The 19275-nt window shown below is 62.1% G+C and carries 17 protein-coding genes; 2 read left to right on the forward strand and 15 right to left on the reverse strand.

Translation table 11 applies throughout. From position 1 onward, the window contains the following. The 6 genes from P3H15_RS31170 to P3H15_RS31195 all read right to left on the reverse strand — a co-directional run. Positions 1-212, reverse strand: a 212-nt coding sequence (locus tag P3H15_RS31170) for a hypothetical protein (RefSeq protein ID WP_276140740.1), incomplete at its 3' end; no start/stop codon positions are given. Positions 213-231: 19 nt separating this feature from the next. Then, on the reverse strand, positions 232-1206 hold the full coding sequence (locus P3H15_RS31175) for a DUF4192 domain-containing protein (RefSeq protein WP_276140741.1): 975 nt from the start codon (positions 1204-1206) through the stop codon (positions 232-234). Between the two features lie 225 nt (positions 1207-1431). Beyond that, positions 1432-2406, reverse strand: coding sequence for a DUF4192 family protein (locus tag P3H15_RS31180; protein WP_276140798.1), 975 nt, complete (start codon positions 2404-2406; stop codon positions 1432-1434). A 225-nt stretch (positions 2407-2631) separates the two neighbouring features. Continuing rightward, complete coding sequence (locus P3H15_RS31185; protein ID WP_276140742.1) at positions 2632-2847, reverse strand: hypothetical protein; 216 nt, start codon at positions 2845-2847, stop codon at positions 2632-2634. Positions 2848-2975: 128 nt separating this feature from the next. Next, positions 2976-3515 carry a hypothetical protein gene (locus P3H15_RS31190; protein ID WP_369426209.1) on the reverse strand — a complete coding sequence of 180 codons (540 nt, stop codon included), beginning with the start codon at positions 3513-3515 and terminating at the stop codon, positions 2976-2978. Then, complete coding sequence (locus tag P3H15_RS31195; protein WP_276140800.1) at positions 3458-3679, reverse strand: hypothetical protein; 222 nt, start codon at positions 3677-3679, stop codon at positions 3458-3460. The genes P3H15_RS31190 and P3H15_RS31195 overlap by 58 nt, the downstream gene beginning before the upstream one ends. Between P3H15_RS31195 and P3H15_RS31200 the strand changes: the two genes are divergently transcribed. Then, a complete protein-coding gene (locus P3H15_RS31200; RefSeq protein ID WP_276140802.1) occupies positions 3587-3970 on the forward strand; it encodes a hypothetical protein in 384 nt (127 codons plus the stop codon). The genes P3H15_RS31195 and P3H15_RS31200 overlap by 93 nt on opposite strands. Positions 3971-4162: 192 nt before the next feature. On the opposite strand, the gene P3H15_RS31205 is transcribed toward P3H15_RS31200, so the two are convergent. The 8 genes from P3H15_RS31205 to P3H15_RS31240 form a co-directional block, all read right to left on the reverse strand. Further along, entirely contained in the window at positions 4163-4759 is a 597-nt protein-coding gene (locus P3H15_RS31205) for a hypothetical protein (protein ID WP_276140743.1), read from the reverse strand. Next, complete coding sequence (locus tag P3H15_RS31210; RefSeq protein ID WP_276140744.1) at positions 4729-4890, reverse strand: hypothetical protein; 162 nt, start codon at positions 4888-4890, stop codon at positions 4729-4731. The genes P3H15_RS31205 and P3H15_RS31210 overlap by 31 nt, the downstream gene beginning before the upstream one ends. After that, positions 4887-5519 (reverse strand): hypothetical protein, encoded by a 633-nt coding sequence (locus tag P3H15_RS31215; protein WP_276140745.1) that lies wholly within the window; start codon positions 5517-5519, stop codon positions 4887-4889. The genes P3H15_RS31210 and P3H15_RS31215 overlap by 4 nt, the downstream gene beginning before the upstream one ends. 3 nt (positions 5520-5522) lie before the next feature. Next, entirely contained in the window at positions 5523-6254 is a 732-nt protein-coding gene (locus P3H15_RS31220; RefSeq protein ID WP_276140746.1) for a terminal protein, read from the reverse strand. Beyond that, complete coding sequence (locus P3H15_RS31225; RefSeq protein ID WP_276140747.1) at positions 6254-11650, reverse strand: telomere-binding protein; 5397 nt, start codon at positions 11648-11650, stop codon at positions 6254-6256. Before P3H15_RS31225 ends, P3H15_RS31220 begins: the two co-directional genes overlap by 1 nt. A gap of 191 nt (positions 11651-11841) precedes the next feature. Continuing rightward, complete coding sequence (locus P3H15_RS31230) at positions 11842-12099, reverse strand: hypothetical protein (protein WP_012686736.1); 258 nt, start codon at positions 12097-12099, stop codon at positions 11842-11844. Between the two features lie 1203 nt (positions 12100-13302). After that, the gene (locus tag P3H15_RS31235; RefSeq protein WP_276140748.1) at positions 13303-14271 is read right to left on the reverse strand and encodes a ParA family protein; all 969 of its coding nucleotides are present in this window, start codon (positions 14269-14271) and stop codon (positions 13303-13305) included. A gap of 934 nt (positions 14272-15205) precedes the next feature. Next, positions 15206-15874 carry a hypothetical protein gene (locus tag P3H15_RS31240; RefSeq protein ID WP_276140750.1) on the reverse strand — a complete coding sequence of 223 codons (669 nt, stop codon included), beginning with the start codon at positions 15872-15874 and terminating at the stop codon, positions 15206-15208. 527 nt (positions 15875-16401) lie between these two features. Here P3H15_RS31240 and P3H15_RS31245 point away from each other — a divergent pair. Next, positions 16402-16965 (forward strand): hypothetical protein, encoded by a 564-nt coding sequence (locus tag P3H15_RS31245; RefSeq protein WP_276140751.1) that lies wholly within the window; start codon positions 16402-16404, stop codon positions 16963-16965. Between the two features lie 287 nt (positions 16966-17252). Here P3H15_RS31245 and P3H15_RS31250 read toward each other — a convergent pair whose 3' ends face one another. Further along, on the reverse strand, positions 17253-19265 hold the full coding sequence (locus P3H15_RS31250) for a cutinase family protein (protein ID WP_276140752.1): 2013 nt from the start codon (positions 19263-19265) through the stop codon (positions 17253-17255). Positions 19266-19275 lie beyond the last annotated feature (10 nt).

A 19275-nucleotide genomic window follows, 5' to 3' on the forward strand; every position in this document is an offset into this window, starting at 1 on the left:
CCGTCGGGGAGGGTACCCCGGGCTGCGCCCGGGGCCTGAACCGACTGGGCGGCAAGCCGCCCATAACGGAATTCACCCACGCGCTGCGCGCTGGGTCGCGGGTTAGCTTGCTGTGTAACGGAATCCGGAACAATCAAAATTACACTTCGGAAATGGTCATCCCCAACGGGATTGGCCGAAGCCAGCGGTGCGGAACCGCGCTGTTCGGTCATCGCATCGCTGATTCGTTATCTACTGGGCCTGATGGGCGCGCACCGCGGCGGCGCGCAGCTGCTCCCACAGTGCCGGGTTCATCCCGTGGTTGAGAAACTGCTCGAACAGCTTCCCGAGGGAGTGCGCGGGATCGAGCGCCCGGCCCACGTTCACCGCCTCACGTGCCAGCGCGGCGTGACGGCTCACCCAATGAAACACTCCGGCGAGAATGAGCAAGGCACCGGCGAGATCATGGGGCAATACGGCCCCGACCTGGCGCATTACCTCGGCGGCGGCATCGGCGTTGTGTGCGTCGATTCGGGCGAACAGAAGATCGCGCACCGGCACATCGTGCATCGCGGCCGCGATGGTTGCGGCGTGCTCGTCCGTGACGCTGATGCCCCGCTCCCCCGCTCCGGTGGTCCCCCCGACATACGGTGCCAATGCGAAATCGTAGGCACGGTCGGCGGCGTTCTGCGGGTCCCTCGCGGCCAGAATCACGCGCTCGCGCCCGTAACCAGCGGCCACCGTAGCGGCGCGGTCGGGACCGTGCTGGGCCGGTGCGAAACTCGCTCGCATCTCGGCGCGGGTCATGAGCGTGGTGGAACCGACCACGAGTGCCTCGGCGATGATCGGGTGCGCCGCCAGATCGACCGGGATGCCCGGCTGCCCGATCAAGGACCCGGCCCCGTGCCACTGACGCACCAGACCATCGGTGAACACGAACACCGGGGTCACCGCATCGGGGCGAAGCCGCTCGAGGATCGCGCCCACCACATCACCCCGGTCGGCCGGGCCGAACACCACCGCCAGCATCGACTGGCTCTCCTTGAACGGTGCGGCGCTCTCGAGGGCGTCCAAGATGCGCCCCGACTCCCGCTCGGCATCGTCACCCAACTGGACCAGCATCACCGCCGCCGGGTGCCGGTCAAGGCTCATCACCGCGACCTCGTCGACTGGAAGATGACCGCCCAACGCGACCGCACCGGCAACAACATCGGACGGCGAAGACATACGAAAAACACTCACAGCAAACCCCTCTGGGTCGGGTGGGTGAGTTGGTCAGACTCACCCGTGGATTGGACTCACGAACACCTCAAAACCTAGCCGAAGCGTCCGACAAAAACCCGCATTGAACTGCGCCTATGTCCCCGGCACACCCGGTGCCGGGGACATAGGCGCACACAGCTGTGACCGGTGGCCAGTCGGGGGCCGGCCACCGGTCACAACCGCACTGGACTACCGGTCGGCGACACCCTCGGCCACACGTACGGCCGCGCACAACTGGTCCCACACGGACGGGTTCAATCCGGCGTCGAGGATCTGCTCCATCACCTGACCGAAGCGGTGATCCGGGAACGCCTCAAGTCCGGCAGAGATCGCCTCCCGGGCCGCTACCGCGTCCCGACCGACCCAGAAGCTGGCCCCCGCCAAGATCAGCGGGGCGGCCGCCGGATACCGCATCGTCACGGCCCCAACCTGCCGCCACATCTCGCCCAGCGCCCGACCATCCTCGACCGTGATGCCCGACAACAGCACATCCCGCACCGGCGTATGCCAGGCCGCCGCCACCAACCGCGCCGCATGCTCATCGCTGACGCACACTCCGCGAGCCTCGTACTCCTCGAGGTACCGGGCGATGACATCACGGGAGAGCTCCTCCGCCGCCCTGAACGCATCTTTACCGCCCAGCCGGGTCACTTCCGCAGTGGCGGCCTCGGTGACCGCCCGTGCTCGCTCCTCGCCGAGCTGAGCCGGTGCAAACCCTGCACGGATCTCCCCCCGCGTCTGCAGCCGTACCTTGCTCTCCGTCAAGGCCAGCGTCACGACCGGATGCGATGCCAGGTCGCCGGATTCCCACTCCCCCGGCAGCGGATGAAACCGCCGAGCCTGGCCCCGGAAATACGCGAAGACGTGAAACGCCCGATCGGGCGCCGCCTCGCGAAGCGCCTGCACCACCAGCTCGGCGTGGGCCGGTGAGCCGAACACCACCACCAGAAGCGCCTCGATGTCACCGACACGCTCGCGTGCGACCTCGACCCACTCCTGACGATCGGCTTCCGAAACAACTTCGGGAAGCTGGGCAAGCAACACCGTCCCGAACGCCTTCTCATCAAGGGGAGCCACCACAACCTCCGACGTCGGCAAATGCCCCGCCAGACTCACCGCCAACGCGGCCGCATCCACTGCCGAACTGATACGAATCGGTTCCATCACACAAACCCCTCTGGGTCGGTGGGTGAGCTGGTCAGACTCACCCGCTGAAATTTGGACTTACTGCACCTCGAAAACTAGCCCAACCCACTAACAAAAACACCCCCAGAACAGCGAAAACGTCTCCGGCACACCCGGTGCCGGGGACGCCGGCAGAAACCGACTCGGGGGCGCCCAGCGGCCGGCCGCGCGGCTACAGGCTGGACACCACCGAGTCACGCTCAATCAGGCTGTGCAACTGAGCCGTTTCCAATGCGGCATGCGCGTGAGCCGAGCAGTGCTCGCGCGCGCCCGATCGATCCACTCCGATCGCGCGTCCGGCGCCAGCGCTGACCAGTCCCGCCCGGTCAGCGTCGAGCAGTCCAGCGCCGCGACCGTCTCGATCGGCACCAGAAGGCGCCAGGCCGCCAGGCGGAAGACATCGGCGAACTGAGTGTTCACCGGAGGCCACTCCGAACCTGGACTGCACTCGATAAACGCCTGTGCCGCGGCATTTTCCACCCGCCGAGAAACCGGGTAGTGCCGTGAGCGCCGAAACTCGCCACTGTGGATCTCGGATCTGAACTGATTCATAACCGGGCTTCCTCCACGTCGACCCAGGTCTCCGCCGGCTCTTTCTGAGCCTCGGCGCGGATATGGCCGCTGAGCTCGTGATACGCCACCTTGTCGGTCCAGCCCCCACCCACGATCGAGGGGATGCTTACAGTCTTCCTGTTCACACGAACGACCCTGTACCACTGGCCGCGACGCTGAACCTGATCACCCTTCGCGATGTCTTCGGGCCCGTAGTTCGTCGCTTGCCCCGATGCGATCTGCTCCGCGCGAACTCCCTCCCAATACGAGATCTGATCTGCGCGTTCCTCCATCCGAGCAATAACCGATTCCCGGTAAGCGCCCTCGATCGGCGCAGTCTTCTCGACCTGCCTGACTCCCCGCACGACGAACAATGTCCGTTCGTGCCCGTCCAAAAGCCGCTGATCTGCACGCTGTCTCGCCTGCAGCGAGTCGATACGGTTCTTGACCGTCTCAGGGTCGTACCGAGCCGACGTCGTCACCGCCGCCGACTCAGCCCGCCGCCGAGCCTCCTTCGCACCCTCCTCGGCAGCCACGGCCTGCCCGAGCGTGCGATGCGCGGTCTCGATAGCTCTCCGGTGTCGGCTCTCCGAACGGTGTGCCCCACATGAACCGGTTCGCCACCGTCCGGAAGCGCATCGTGTGCGCGCCGGTCAGCCTCCCATGCCTGATCGGCCTGGTCGGCTCGTCGCTGCGCCATATCTTCGAGTGCAGCGACGCGGCCCGCCTGACGCTCAATCCGATCGGCCTCGACCTCGGCAGTTGGCCGCGCCGTGACATCGATCTCAATCTGTACCTCGAACCCAGCAGCGCGCAACGCCGCCGCAGTGCTCTCGATCAAGTGCAACTTCGGCGCCCGATCCCGGCTCCCCCGGATTCCCCAGGTCCCAAGAGAACGAAACCACCGCCATCCCAGTGCTTTCAACACCTCGTTCGTACCATCGCCGCGCGACGTCCCCTCTATCAAGGTTCCTTCGGACGCACTATGTGAAATCGTCAGCATGCCAGACCAACTTCCAAAACAAGGGGCAGATGGTCAGTCCGCCCTTCAACAGGACAACACCGAATCTACCCGCACACACCATCAAAAACAGCCCCTGAACAGTGAAAACGTCCCCGGCACACCCGGTGCCGGGGACGTTGGTGTCTAGCGAGTGACTGACCTTGTAACCGACTGACTATCTCAGCGTTGAGACCGACGTTTCCGCGGTCCAGATCCGCCCAGGGAATGCTTCCGGACGCTGTCGAGTGTCGCCCACAGAGCTTCGTTGTCCAGATCGCTTCGGTGCTGCTCGATGGCAGACACGAGCTGATCAATCACTGCCCGAGCCGGCGGATTGAACGTCATCGCTGCCGCACCAGCCCAGGCGAGCGGTTCGTCCTCGCGCTTCAGGATCCGATCGAGCGCACCCTCGCACCGGTCGAAGAACTTCTCGGTGCGCTTAGTCTGATTGTCATCCTGATCGTCGGCTTCGAGCGCTCCCTCAGCGAGATCGAGAAAATCGTTGATGATCCCCGCCGCGCGGTCACGCAGCACCGGATCGAACCCGAGCGACGACCAGAATCCGTTCCACCGCGTGCGGTAACTGCGGTCCGAACTGAGCGGCACAAGGTGATCGCGTATCAGCCGGCCGAGGCTGTTCTCGTCCAGCTCACGCAGTTGACGCGCCAAGAATGCTGGCTTCGACGCCTCGGGCAACGGCTGCGGATCTTTCACACGCAACCATGGGCGCGGCCCCACCGAATCGATCACGGCATTGAGCGGCCCGACGATGACCACGAAAGATCGACCTTACGACGGTGCGCCCCCTCGGCGTCGTTATCGAGCACGAACTCCGAAAGCAGTGCCTTGGCGCGTTTCTCGACAGAGCTAGCTTGGTCGTCCATATTCACACCCTTCTCGTTTGTCATCTCAACTCCTTCGACACAGCAAACACCGACAGATCGACTGCCGGCGCGTCGTTCGACCACACATGCGTACGACCATGAGGAAGCAACTCCGAGAGCGGATGCAACCTCCACGGCTCGACCTCATCGAGCACCTCCTGAACAAGCACCACACCATGAAAACGCGTCGGCACCGTCGTGACATCGACAATGGAGCCGCGGCGTCGAAACTCACTCATCGAGCGGGCCGAACCATTGCTGATCACAATCTGGTTCCAGGGCTTGCCAGCGATGTCAAGAATCGCCACGACATGTGGCTGAAGCCAACCCCGCTCACGCCAAACAGGCAAAATTCCCTTGTCCTTCGGGAGCGCGATCTGGGCGATCGCCTCACGGGCGTAGTCGGCCTGCTGCCGGCCCCGCAACTCAGACTCGGCGGCCGGCAGACGCAGCTGCTCGAGTCGACGATGTGGGACGGCCGCCAACTGTCGGTTGGAGCCGGCCAACCATCGCCTAACGGTACGGGGCGAGACATGCATAGCGTCCGCGACCGCCTGCACGTCAACACTTCCACGCGCAGTTTCGCCGTAACAGGTCAGGAGCATCGTCTCCAGACGTTTGCGCGTCCAGCGAGGCCCTCGATGGACGACCACAACTCACCGTTCCACGTCGAAGCTGTTAATTTGAAAGAACTCCCACCCACCGACGTAGTCCTGCGCTCGCTTGTTCATCCAGTCGGTCATTCCCTTATCGCCACCGCGTTCATACGCATTCCACATCGCCTCGACCTGGTCGGGCGTCAGCGCCAAGGTAATCAGCCGATCCCGGGCATACTCCCGCGGTCCCGGACCCTGAACAGCATCGATCCTGATCTTGGCGCCGTATTTGGCCAGCGCCTTACCTTGCTTGCTGCTCCGCATAGTCGACATCGCCGCGCGGCGTGCGCTCTGCGTAGATGCCGCTCGTTTGGCCTTGTGGGCTAGGGCTTTGAGGGTCTCGGCTCGCGGTTTGGCGATTCGCTGCCGACCTTCAGGTGCCAACCAGCGTTCCACGGTCCGTCGAGAGACCCCAAGATCGCGTGCTGCGGCGGCAGTGTTGATCTCGCTCCGTTTGCCGGGCCCGTAGGCGGCCAGTAGCTGAGCCTTGAGGTTGGCGGATCCAGGTCGACCGGAAGTGTCGGCGCCTCGGCGTCCGGTCAGCTTGCCGAAAAATTCCGATTGCATCTTTCCGCGCTCAGCGCGCAGCACTTCACGTACCGCTGTCTGGGTAACACGAAGTTCCTTGGCGGCTCTTACGACATTGATCTGGTTGTCCACCACAGAGCCGTAGTCCGCCAGACTGTCGGCGATCCGCGAATAGGCAGTGCGGCTGAGGGGCTTCCGTGCCATCACGAGTCACTTCCCGAGCCGGTGTCGGCAGACATCCACTCAGCCGGTGCGATCAGATCTGACTTGCCCCGGTAGCCCTTGCCGTCCAGGTACTGCTGATGTTCAGCGAGGAGTGCGGATCCTTCCGGCTTGTACTGGCCGAAACCACGTCCGAATTGCTTCGATTCTCCAGGCCACGCAAGCTGGGGATCGGATTCATCCGATACGTAGAGCACGGTGTCCTTGGTGACTGCGACGGGCCATTGTCCGGTCTCTTCGCCGATCTGAGCTATCCGGTACATGATGTTGGCCCGCGACTTGGCAACGATGTGGTGGTGACGCTCCGGTGAATATCCTGGGCGTCCTGCCAAGTGCAGATCGGAATTGAGAATGCCGATCGTATGTGTGTAGATGACTTTGTTCTGTTCGCGCGCCAACTGCGCGTCGAGATCGTCCTTGACGTCCAAGACGGTGCGCGCATCCCGGATCCGTTCGTACCACGGAACGAGGACCCGTCCGTGATCAGGCCACACGTAGGCCTCCAGAATCTCTGGTTCGTACCCTAGACTGCTGGCGCGTTCGAGGGTGGGCGTAGTCACCCACTTCGGCTCGGAAATTGACAAGCCCATCGGGTTGAGTGGATTCGGGAGCCGCCAGTCCGCGCACTCGGGGATCTCCACGAGCCAATACCCCGGGAGCTTGCGATCGAACGGCAGTCCGTTCGAATGATGCACAGGTTCGCCGATCGGAAGTTCGAGGCCGGCGATTCCTGCCGCGTACGAACCGCCGCGGTCGAAGGCATGGACGTAACGGCACTTCGCTTCGTCGTCGGACAAGCTCCGTGACCAGTCGATATCCGCTTCGAAGATCTGGAACTTCTTGGCGAACTCGGCATCGGAGGATGCGAATACGCGCTTCCACTCCTTCGGCCGGGCGGCAATCATCAGATCGATGCCCGTCGATGCCGGGCTCAGAGCCCAGGGGAAACGCAGAGCACCTGCAAGCAGTGACAGGCGTCGCGCCAGAGTGGAGGGCGCCGGCGAGTCACCAAGAATGGGCATCTCCTTGGGGTCCTGGCTCATGCCGGAGACCAGTGCCACCCAGACACCACGGGTCTCGCCCTTCCACACGCGGGTCCACGTGCCGAGCCGATCCCCCTCCTTACCGCCGAGCTGCCAGCCCTCGGAGAGAGCCTCTGCGACGAACGGAGACTGTGCGGTCAGTTCCTTGAGCCGGTCGTTTCGATTGCGCTTGCCCAAACTGCTGGTGTCGATTCCCACGTGCTGCGCCATCGCGTCGGTGATCCAGATCTGCCCAGGCACCGACCATTTGTCTGACGTCCACGTGCCGAGGTTCAACGTCGCTACGAGCTCCGCGACATCGCCGACATGGGCGATCTGCGAGGCAAGGTCGTGACGGGTGCCGTCGGGAAGCCATGCACCATCGACGTCGAGTACTGCCGCGGGTGCGGTGAAGGTGGTCGGTGCTTCTTCTGCTGCACGGTTCGGCGCCGGGGTTGTCGTGGTCGGCTGCTGCGCGGTCTCCGCCGTCTCGACGAGGGCTGGCGCTTCGACGGGGGCCGGCGGTGCTGCAGCAGCAGTCTCAGAAGACGTCGTTTCTACGGGAGCCGCCACCGGCTCGTCCACCACCATTGGCGAAACCTGTCCGACTGTGTCGCCGGATGCTGCAGCTGCCGATCGGGTGGCGGCGGTGCTCTGCCACCAGCAGGGAAGGTGCATCACCAAGCCATCGATCTGCCATCCGGCGTCCTCGCCGCCACACAGGGCGCAGGCGGAAACCGGTGAAATCTGCACTCCATCAGCGGAATGCCCCTCGGCATCGGTCTCGATAGCCATCTCAGGCTCCTGTTCAGAATGAGAGCTGGTCAGGCTCATGACTTCGATGGACGGATCACCCGAAGCTGCCCCGGACCCTGGACTGTTCGAATCGGCAAGCCAACCATCGAAGAGAGCCGAGCCACCGAAGACCTCAGGCGCGGAAAAGTCGCTCGAATCGCCGCCGGGTGTCGGGGCACTCGATCCTGCATCGCTGGTTACTTGGTCTTCCGGACCATCGGTACCGAGCAACTTGTGCAGCCGCAGTGCAACCATGCGCTGCCTGCGGTTTTCGCACTTGACCGTCCGCTGCACCGTGTACCGCGGCATTCTGCCTTTCCGCTCCTCCGCGATCAGCACGCCCTCGTCATAGAGAGCTCTCAAGGCGGTACCGCGATCGATCTGCAAAGTATCAGTCATCGTCTGACCAGTGGCTTTCAACACCTGTTCGAGGGCCATCGGGTCCAACAAGACCTGTGGTTGACCATCGCACGGCCGGGGGTTGGCCACGACATATCCCAATCGAACGCCACGACCTTCCGCACGCCATCGAGGAGTGCCGTCGGATGTTTCACCTACCACACTGCGCCGCCATCCAAGACATGCAGCCATCGACCAATCCGCTGGAGCTTGTCCGGTGTCGACGTCCTCCACGTAGGCGTGACCATTTCTCAGTGCGTGTACCAACAACTCCCGTACTCGCGCACCGGTCCGCATCGGCAGATCCGGGTCAGTGGCCGCAGCAGCGGCATCAGACAAGCCCATCGTGACCAGGTCCCCGACCTGCGCGACCTCGTTCTCCGTCAACGCCCCCACATCAACAAGGAAACGAGACATCGCATGCCAGCCCGCCCACAGAGACCCCAAAGCGTCTGCCTGACGAACACTTTCACCACTCATGCGCAAACGCTCGCTATAGCGCTCACCTTCGGCAAACGCCTCAGCCCGGACATTGTCCAACCTCGGGCATAACCATTGCAGGTACGTGGCCATCAACAAGGCACGGCCATGACGGGAATGCGCCGTATCGAGTTCCTTCAAGACGTCCAGTTCGATTTCCCGCGCCTGCAGCGGCACCACGAGCATCCGCTGAGCTGCAGATCCTGGCCGCGGCATGATCTCGGAGGTAACTAACGCAGACGCGCGTGGCGGGGTTCCGTCCAGAACTCCGAGACCATCACGTGTGCTTCGCGAGCGTTGCTCACCGTTGTGCACCAATCGAGCGAACTCCTCGAGCGCCTTCTGCGCAGTCCCGAAATCTCGGGTTGGTGCGACATCATCCGCCCAGTACAGAGCATCTTTTGCGGCGTTAAGCTTGATGCGCAACGCATTCAATGTGTCGCCGTTGCCCGACATCGATGTCGCAGGTCGCCGCCGATCCCACTTCTCTCCCCAGTGGTGCATCGCCAATGACGCGAGTGAGGTCTTGTAGCTACCAGGCGATCCGACCAACGTAAGAACCCATGGGTTCGGACCCAATGCGGACCTGAATACATGCCCAAGTAGAGCGGCCGAAACCCGCGTCGGGGTGCGTTCGAGCATCGAGCCGGAATGTAGAAGGAATGCTTCTCGGATCCTTACCGGGTCGGGCGTGGGTGCGGGAAGGTCGTACATCTTGAGGGGGCCTGTCAGCAGAACAGGGGCGACCCGTCCGCCGTTCTCGTCGATGGCTCCCCCAGCGTGAACGAAGAAACACTTGCCCTGCTCATCGCGGCGCCACCCTGTAGATCGGTATCGCACGACCCGTCGGATTTCGCGCCCACCTGCGCCCTTGAGTGCATCTCGCAGCTTCGCCACTCCGCTGGGGCGAGAGTCGTAGGCAGGGGGGCCCGGCAAGGTATCGACCCAGCCGCAATCCCGGTACTCCTTCGCCGGGATTCGGATCCGCAGAAACTCTCGGCTCTCCGGATGGGTGTAGCCGATAACCACTGCGGTGAGTTCTTGAGGTGCGGAGGGATTGACTTCACTCTGACCGGCCATCGCCGCTCGGCCCATCAATTCCGGCTCGTCGACGTCGATACCCGCATCGGCAACTTCGAGATACTCCATCTCAACGATCCGGGCATCGAGGTCCAGTACGAGTTTCGCCTGTTGATCGCCGCTCTTGGTTGTGACGATTTCGACCAAGTTCCCGTCAATGATCCGATACACCGGAGCAATAACGTTGCGCCCACGGATCGTGTTCAGTGGCGTAGCTAGGCTTTCCGAGCCAGACCGGACCGACTGTGAATCAACGGGGCTGCGAGAGTTCTGAATCGCCCCCGGTGCGGGCTCAAGGTCGGGGTCTTGCAGAATCGGTGGAATAGGAACTCGCGCGACATCGTGTGTGGCCCGAGCTGCAACGAGCGCGGCACGCCATGCGGTCGTGGCATTCTCGACCGCTTCTCCCGCCCAATCGGTGCCTTCAGCCGCGGCCTGCTGTCGAACTTTGTCCAGAAGTTCAGTCAGATCTTCGAAACGTCGCTCCGATTCGAGCGCCCACCGCTGTGCGCGTCGGAACTCTTCGTCTCCGTCCCGCTCATGTGCACGGTCAGCTCTGGCGGTCGCCTCTGCCAGCGCAAGTTCGATGAGTGCTTGCTTCTCGATTGCGTCGGCAGCGAAGCCGTGGGCAGCGACTTCCCCAGCCCGAACAGGGATGAGGCCACCCCACGTCGAGTCGGTCGACCAATGGCCGTCATCGACGTGGTCAGTGAAATCAGATTTGGGTGCCGCTGTTGCGGACAGCAAGAGTTGGACCTGGGCGCCACTGCCACCCAACAGAGATGCGAGTTCGATACCCCGCTTCCATCCGACGGAGTCGCGATCGAGCACGATGCGAACCTCAGCGCCTTCGAAAAGGTCAGCGCACGACGGGGGGAAGTTCAGTCCGCCTTGAGCATTGGTTGTGGCTACCAGTCCAAGCGATTCGGCTGTCTCGACATCCTTTTCACCCTCAAGTAGCCACACGGGTGAATTGAGCGAGATTGCCGACAGCAGTTCCGGTAGTCGATACAAGACAGGTTCAAAGTCGTCCGGCTTACGTCTGAGCCGAGCCCCTGCCGCGTCGACGAAAACCTGTCGGAACTGCTTGTGCCGGCCAACTTCACAGCTCGTGCATTCCTCGCGGATTACCTCCTGCACCAAAGTGCCGTCTGCAGATACATACGAGTAGACCTTGACTCGATCCCACCGGTGTTGAGCATCAGGTGTGTCCGGAAGCGCGATCCGGGCGGGAAGTCGTCCACCCTTCGGCCGGCGCCGCCCGGCACCACGTCGTTGGGGAGATCGGCCTACGCGTGTAAGCGCATCGCGATCAGGCAGCGGTTCGTCGAAGAGGTCGGTCATCGACAAACCCAGACCCTCGGCGATCTCCGACACGGGAGCTTCACAGCCGTGGCAGTGAAGCAGCACCATTCCTCCCCGATGCCCATCGACCCAGGTCACGGACATCGACGCGTGACGGTCTCCATGGATCGGGCACCGCGCCATCAGTTGGGTCGAGCCGCGTTCGTTGACCCCGCCATTGCGTTCGGCAGCAGCACGAACCCGGTCGAATGACGACATCCGACCGATCTGAATGGTTCCAGCAGTGATAGCAGTCACGAAGCCGCCTCAGACACACGCGCCACGAGATCTGGCAAGCGCGGTGCGGCCCGGGTTAGTATGGGCACAGGTCCCCTCCAGGACTCGTATTTATGAACCAGGTCCCCTCCAGGACTCAGTTCGTAATCAACGGAACGAAGGACCCCCGCAGGCCGGCAAGCAGTGGGGGTCTTTCGCTATCTATGGCCAGGTCATGCCGAGATTGAAAGTTCGTTGTCGGACGAATCGGAGACCGCATAGCGCTCGTCGTGCGCCCGTAGTTTTTCCGGGTCCAACTTCTTGAGGATGTAGTCGGGGACATCCAGGTTGTACGCACGGGCCATGACGAGCAGGGCGTAGTCGCCGAGCTCGAGTCCGAGCTCTTCGGCGCGTGCTTCGTAGAAGCTGTGCTGTTGAAGGGGTGCACGAACTGATATGCACTTGCGCGTTCCCTTGTGTGGCCGTCCCATGCGAAGAGCCTAAACAGAAACTGCTTCGGAAACGTTGAATGACGTGTTATCGGTGTGTCGCCGTTCATCGTGCATCCCCTCACCTTCACCAAAAATCTGCTTCTGGTTTGAGGAAGATCCTTCGACCCAGCGCTGTGTGACAGATGGGAAACAAGATCTTCGTCGCCGCATCATGCCGCGGCGCATGGACTGTTTGACCAAACTCGCCCCACCGCGGTTTCTGATGAACAACAACCCCTACGTGTGACCTGCGGGGCGAATCGGTGGGGAGTGGGGGGAGTGGGAAGAAAAGCCTGATCAAACGGTAAAAACCACTCCCCACGGCGGTGGGGAGTGGGGTGGGGAGTGGGGTGGGGAGTGGGTTCAAAGACACCTGACATGTCTTCGTACGCACCACCGATGAGCTGTCAAGAATCGACTGAGAGGTAGGGCGGCGAAGGCTCTACTCCCCCGTCGCCCTACCCCATCGTCGCTACCGAGACGCAGTCCGAAGATGCAGCGACAAGACACCAGCGAGAAGCCGGCTCCGAGACTTCGATCCGACCACCTTCACCTGAGCGTCAAGCCAGTCTCGCTGAGCCGTCGTGAACCGGAACCACGTCTCAACGGGACCCTTGACCGCAAATGGCTCCTGATGCATCGGGATCCCGGCCGCGGATCGCCGAGCCACCGGCTGGAACAGGCTGCGAAGTCCCGCGATCCCCACAGAATCGAATGCCTCGATAGCCACATCAGCGTGATCACACCTACGTTCGGCCGCGCGGCTCTGCAGTGCATCACGCGTGGCGCGATCCAGATAGGCCGTCACGGTCACCTTCCCAATTTCCGTAGAAGGTTCGACATCATCGTCGAGGACCGGGGTCGGGTCCGAGGCAGGCTCATAGATTGGATCCTGCGTCTCGACGGGTGCAGGTGGTGGGGTTGGTTCTGGCTTACTGGCCGGCTCGGAGCGAACAGGCACGGGCGCCGTAGTAGTAGGAGCGGGTGATTTGGCCTGAGCTTGTGGCGGCTCCTGCGCTGCAGGCGCCTTCTCGACAGGCCGCGACTCCTCCGTGGCTGGTTCTACCTCGGTGATCGGGGTAGAAGGCCGAGGCTGGGTGGGGCTGCCGGCAGTCGGAAGGAGGCCGGCCAAACCCTCCGCGCGGTTACCTTTCGGAGCGAAAGCATTGGCAAGGCTCTTGCGGCGGGGAGTGCTGGTTTCGGTCATGCCGACGCCACCTCCTCGCTGATGGTCGACAGGCGCACGAGGATTTCGCGTGTCAGTTCTGCATAGTCCTCGGCCAACCCGGACGCATTGCGCGAAAGTATCTGATCCGTCGGCTTGGCGCCCTTCTTCAGTGCGGCGAAACGAGCGACTTTGGCGACTTCGGTCTGCTGTTCCAGCTCATGGACCAGCAAGCCCTCCCGGCGGGCATCATAGGCAGTAGATTCCATCGTCCGGATCCGGGATTCGAAGATGGGGGCGGCATCCCCGATCATCTCGTTGACGGACTCGCGGATCTTCGCCGTGAGCTTGGTTGAACGCGAACCCACACCGAACAAGCAGATACCTGCCAACTGCAGCCGTGGGTTGACAGCCGGCAGATTGCGGTCTGGATCACCATCCCGTGTCGCCGAGAACTGGCCAGCAATAGTCTCCAACCCGTCGAGGCTTGCATCGTCTGCCCTGACCGGGATGACCACGGCCTGGACGACCTCCATCAGCGCCTCCATGATGGTCAAATCACCGGGCGGAGTGTCGAAGATGATCACGTCATAGTTGTGCGCAACCTGCAGGAGCATGGCGCGAACGAGCTGGCCGAGCCGCTTACCGCCCTGACGCTGCTGTCGGGAGACCATGACCGCCGCCAGGTCGAACATCGCGGAACCACCCGGTATCACATCGAGATTCTCGCGGCCGCCGACATTGTGGACGATCGGGGGTGCGGACCCTTGCAGGAGCGCGGTGAACAGTTCAGATCCGTCGTGCTTGGCGTAGCCCAGATCGCGGCACAGGTTCCCCTGGGGGTCGAAGTCACCGATCAGGACTCGGTATCCGGCGGCGGCAAGGAGTCCGCCGCAGTTGGCGGCACAGCTTGTCTTTCCCACTCCCCCCTTGCCGTTGAAGAATCCGAACGACACCGGCAGTTCCTGCTGCTCCGCAGTTGAGGTCGCGACGACATGCATGGACATGGCAGTTCTCCCATTGGACATTGGTTGTGACGAGTGGTTCCCAGAGAAGCTAGCAGGATTCCTGGACAACTTGCTGTATGCCACGCGGGGTGAACCGTAGGTAGCTCTGCGTGAGCAAACGCGTGGGATGCGACGGGGTTAACCGTATGAGTCAAGGCTGGCAGTTAGGCGTGGGGTTTGGCGTGCTGGCAGGCGTGCGCACTGGCCTGCTTGACTGCGTGAGGTAACGCGTTTCGGTCGACGTGGTAACGGGCCTGCTTGACCGCGTGAGGTAACGCGGTTCGGTCGACGTGGTAACGGGCCTGGAGATAGGCGTGAGGGCACGCGTGGCTAACTGCAGGTAGAAACGCATGTGGTCACGCGTGAGAACCAGCCTGATAAAAGGCGGAAAGTACAGCGTGATGAGATGCAAGTAGTAACGCGTGTGAACGCGCTTGAATAACAACGGGACACCATGCGTGAAGGACTGCGTGAGGCATGGCGTGAAGGCACGCATGGTTGCATGCGGAATGCTAAGCGGGACAACCTACGTTGGAGTAGGCGTGACTAACCGCGATGTATTGCACGTGACTGTATGCAGGTACCGACACGTGTCGGAGTAAGTGATAAGACGCGGGAGGAAATACCGGTACGTGCGCGTGAACTTGCCCTGTCATCGATGCGGGTAACACCACTGGTTGTAGGACGTGAGCTGGTACGTACGTTGCTGCTGGTTCGGGCACGAGGGGGCGAACTGAATCAAATGCGTGATGGGGTGCCGTATTTCGGTGCCAGGTGCAGTGCGTGAGATCGCACTGGCGCCCGAGCGGAAAACTCTGCGGATCGAACGTCGAGCGCGGCACAGGGCAAATGCCCCACGGGGATGGTCTACACGCGTGAACGTATGAGGAAAGTGTTGCGTGAACACATGCGTGAACAGATGCAGATTTAGGTTCTACCTGTACTGATGCGGTGTTCTGCGGGGATCGCCGACGGCGCCGCGTTGGCTTCGTTGGAGGTCTATCCGATGGCTGAGCCCCGCCACGGTGAAGACGCCGATCGCATCGGCAATGTCCTGAGCTCGACGATGTCCGTCGAGTTCGACAATGAGGTCGATCAAGGTGTCCTCGAGAATGTTCTCGGCGGCCGTGTACAGGTCCCAGAGCTGCTTGAGCTCCCAGGCCCGGATCAGAGGGTTCGAGAAGTAGAGGCCGTCGACAATACGTTGAACCCGATCCACCTGGGTGTTTGTTCTGTCTGCAGGGCTCGACCAGGTCGCAAAGTGGGAGCTGGCCGAACATTCGTTGACTGTCGAATCCAGTTCGATGGCGACAGCGCCCCAGGAGGTCGGGCAGATAGTCCGACGCGACTGCCTGACGGCCTCTCCGAACGCGCGTTGACAGACTGCGGCGTATTCAGTGGCAGCGCGCCGGCCCTGGTTCAGCTCGTGCAGATCCTTCAGGGAGGTGAAGTCCTGGCGCCCGTGGGTGAATTCTGTAGCCGCGAGGAGCGCCTCACTGCCGCTCCATTGGAAGCGTGACTGTCTGTATTGATCGCGGTGCCAGCGCAGATCTTCGATCCACGGACGGCCAAGTTCGAGGCCCTCACCGTTTGGCACCGTCATACGAACATGATGACATCGGACGATAGGGGTGTCATCCGTAGTTATGCGATCGTCCCAAAACTTTCTAAGGCGAAGATCTACCGCACAAAGCATAGTTATTAAGAATGATGATGAAAGCATCTAAAGCGAGCTCGATAAGCACTGCATAATGGTCTCTACCTCGTCCCAACTGCATCCCACTAGCATCCCACAATCAAGTACTTAGGTAGTACAAACCACCCCATGCTGATCGACAATCGCTTATGGGATGATAATGGGACGCATTTGGGAGTCCAAGAAGATCGACTGCAAAGCATCTGTCGGTACTGACCACGCGCTGTTGCGATACTCTCTTCGGCGTAAGACACTGTTGGTCTATGTTCTTCTTACAACGTTATGTTTTGCATTGAATACACGCTCTTCGTTAACTGTCCGGCCGATGCACTGTTGGTCGAAGCAGTCCACGGCAGGCTGTATAAGGCACATCAAGATCATTTGGGTTCGAGCGAGCGGGTCTCGCTCCCTGTTCAGCATCGGAGTACATCGTCGTGACGCAGGAACATGGTCAACCTCAAGCCACCGGGGGACACCGTCCGCTAGCCTCGGCCTTTCGGTCGCCGGCTGCTCGATCGGTTGAACACATCGCCTCCCAGTTCATTGAGGGTGGGGATTCGGAAGTTGACGAGCCGCCGTATCGAGAAGCGCCACCCGAACGAGGACCAGCGGCCGATCCGGACAGCGGCGGGAAGTCGTCCAGCGTTCGGGTGCCGGCTAAGTGCCACGCGAAGCTCGAGCAGCTTCGCGAACAGACGGGAATGACCAACGGTCAGATCTTCATTGTTGCGATTGAGGCGACACACGACCGTCTGCCCGAGTTGTTGTATCCCGGTGGCCGAATCGGGGGAGGGCTCTTCGCGCCCCGCGGCATTCGCGCCAAAACGTCACGTGACGATGCCGAGACTCAGGTGACATACCGCCTGTTCAAGGCCGACTTCGACGTCATCGATCAACTTGTCATCGATCTTGCCGCGAAGTCGCGGTCGCATCTGATCACAGCGGCTCTGACGGGGTACCTCTTCGGGGACGACGAACGCACACAGGCGGCAGAGTAGCGGCGACAAGCCCTACTTCTTGTTTGCGACTACCCAGAGCACGGGAACTATCATCGGCGCAACAGAGACGGGGACGGCCACAAGTGAGTGGACGGTCGTCCCGGTCGCGGCGAAGCCATCGATCGCGCTGACGAGAAGGGCCGCAAGAACCCATAACCTGCAATGTGACGACCGCGAAGGCGCCAGAAGATTCCGAGGCGGGGCGCAGCAACGTAGTGTCGGGGTGGCCGGCCATTGTTCTGTCGACGTATATCGGACGACCGCCATTTTGATGATGAACTACCGGCTTAGGCCACGGCCTTGGCGATCGGATCGCGGAAGTGGTTGGTCATGTCCTGCAGGGCCGTAGTGCCCGATGAATCGACGACGAGCTCCCCGTAGTTCTGATGAGTTCCGGACCCGATGAATGAGGCGAACTTGAGCCCTTCAGCACCGATCTGGGAGAGGGCGTCTGCACCATCAGAGCCTGCCAAGGCGGTGAGGCTCGAGGCGAGCCCTCCAAGGTCCCCAGCCTGTGACTGCTGAGTGATCCGCTGTCCGGTCGTCGTGGACGCAGACACCGAACCGAGCTTGGACGCCTCGGTCTTCTGGCCGCCGTTGAGTGTGCCCACCGCGATCCTCGCGAAGTCGAGGATGTGGGGGAGTGCGCCGAGGCCGGCTCCGATGATGTCGCCGGTCTCGATGGCGTGCCAGAGCTGCTTTTGGAGTTCGCCGGCGGTGTTCGCCAGACCGACGATGTCGAGATTCCCGACGAGGCCGACGATCATCGAGATGATCTGTGCGGCGCCGGACGGGTCGGGAATCATCGCGATCAGGGCCGCAGCCGTCTTGTAGTCGAGTCCGGCGGCGAGTTTGATGAGTGGCTCGAACAGGACGTTGATGCGGTCGAACTCGGCGTGGACAGCCTTGACCTTTGACATCGGATCGAGACCCGGATCGAGAACGATGTGCGGGATCCGGTTGAACAAGATGTCGAGGACTGGCGGGATGTTGTTGGCGAGGTCGAATGCGTTCGTCCCGATGTGCGTGACCTGGTTGATGAGCACGCTCGGCTTGATCATCGAGAGTGCGTCCGCCGCGAGTGACAGACCATCGGCCGGAGCGGCGGCCAAGGGGGAGACCTGAGTGGACAAGGTGTCCACCGAGGTCTGCAGCTGCTGTACCTGATCCGGCGTGATGGCATTCTGAACTGTCCGCGCGATGGTGTCCGCGGCCTGGAATGCACTCCTTAAGTCGATGCCTTTGACCTTGTCGACGATCTGACCGGCGGCGTATTCGGGAGTCGAAGCGTCCGCAGTCTTGAGCGTCTGTTCCACGGCCGGATTCTGGGTGACCCAGCTGGTCGTATCGGCGACCGGAACAAGGGTGTTGGCAACATCTGTCGCCGCCGATTCCATGCTCTCCAGGTCCGGAGCGCCGGACTGCAGCTGCTGCTGGAGGGTCTCGATGTTGCCAGCCAATCCCGGAAGATCGACCTTCGAGTAGTCGGATACCAAGGCATTCTGCAGACCCGCGGTGGTGGGCTGAGATCCATCGCTCTGCTGCGGACCGGAAGCAGTCGGAGGCTGCGCAAGCACCCGCCCAAGTCCTGCGAGCAATCCATCCTTGCCGGCGTTGGTCGAGCAGTAGAGGTCGTCGGGGGCGCAGTACGAACGCGTGACTGCAGCAGTCTTTCCGAACCCGCCCGGCCTGGCCCCGGCGATCCCAACACCGTCGACGGGCGGACCGACGAGAGTGTTGTCGCCATTCGAACTCTGCCGTGGGTCTGCAACAAGCCCGACAGCGATCAACTTCTCTGCGGGGATCGGTCCCTTGTCGTGTCCGATCAACCATGCCAAGTCGCCGGCCACGTCCGCACCCTGGCTGTAGCCGCCGAGTGCGAACCGAGTGTTTGGGCATTGCGTTGCACGAGTCTGCATCACGCGCGCACCGGCCTTGATGCCAGATGCCTTACTGGTGCCATAGGTCTTGCCCTTGTTGAAGGCGGACGCTTCGTAGGCCGGGTAGGTGATCTTGATGGAGCTGCCGAACAGCTGGGAAAGGGGATCGGTGACCTGCTTGAGCAGACCCGTCGCGATGTCAGGATTAGCGGTCGAGTCCGTTTCGAACGTTCCCGGCATCATCACCACTTCCACTGCCGGGCAGCCCGACGATGCCGGCACCGCCTCGGCCTGACGTGGCGACACAAACGTGATGAGGGAGGCGAGGAGTGCAGCGAGCAGGGAGGCGACGAGTAGGGGCACCCAGGCGTTGTCGTTGGCGCGACCGCCCGCAGAAGTTGGCGCGTGAAGGTTCCTCATGAGTGTTCTC

This window comes from Rhodococcus sp. T2V, assembly GCF_029269925.1.
Classification (GTDB): Bacteria; Actinomycetota; Actinomycetes; order Mycobacteriales; family Mycobacteriaceae; genus Rhodococcus_F; species Rhodococcus_F koreensis.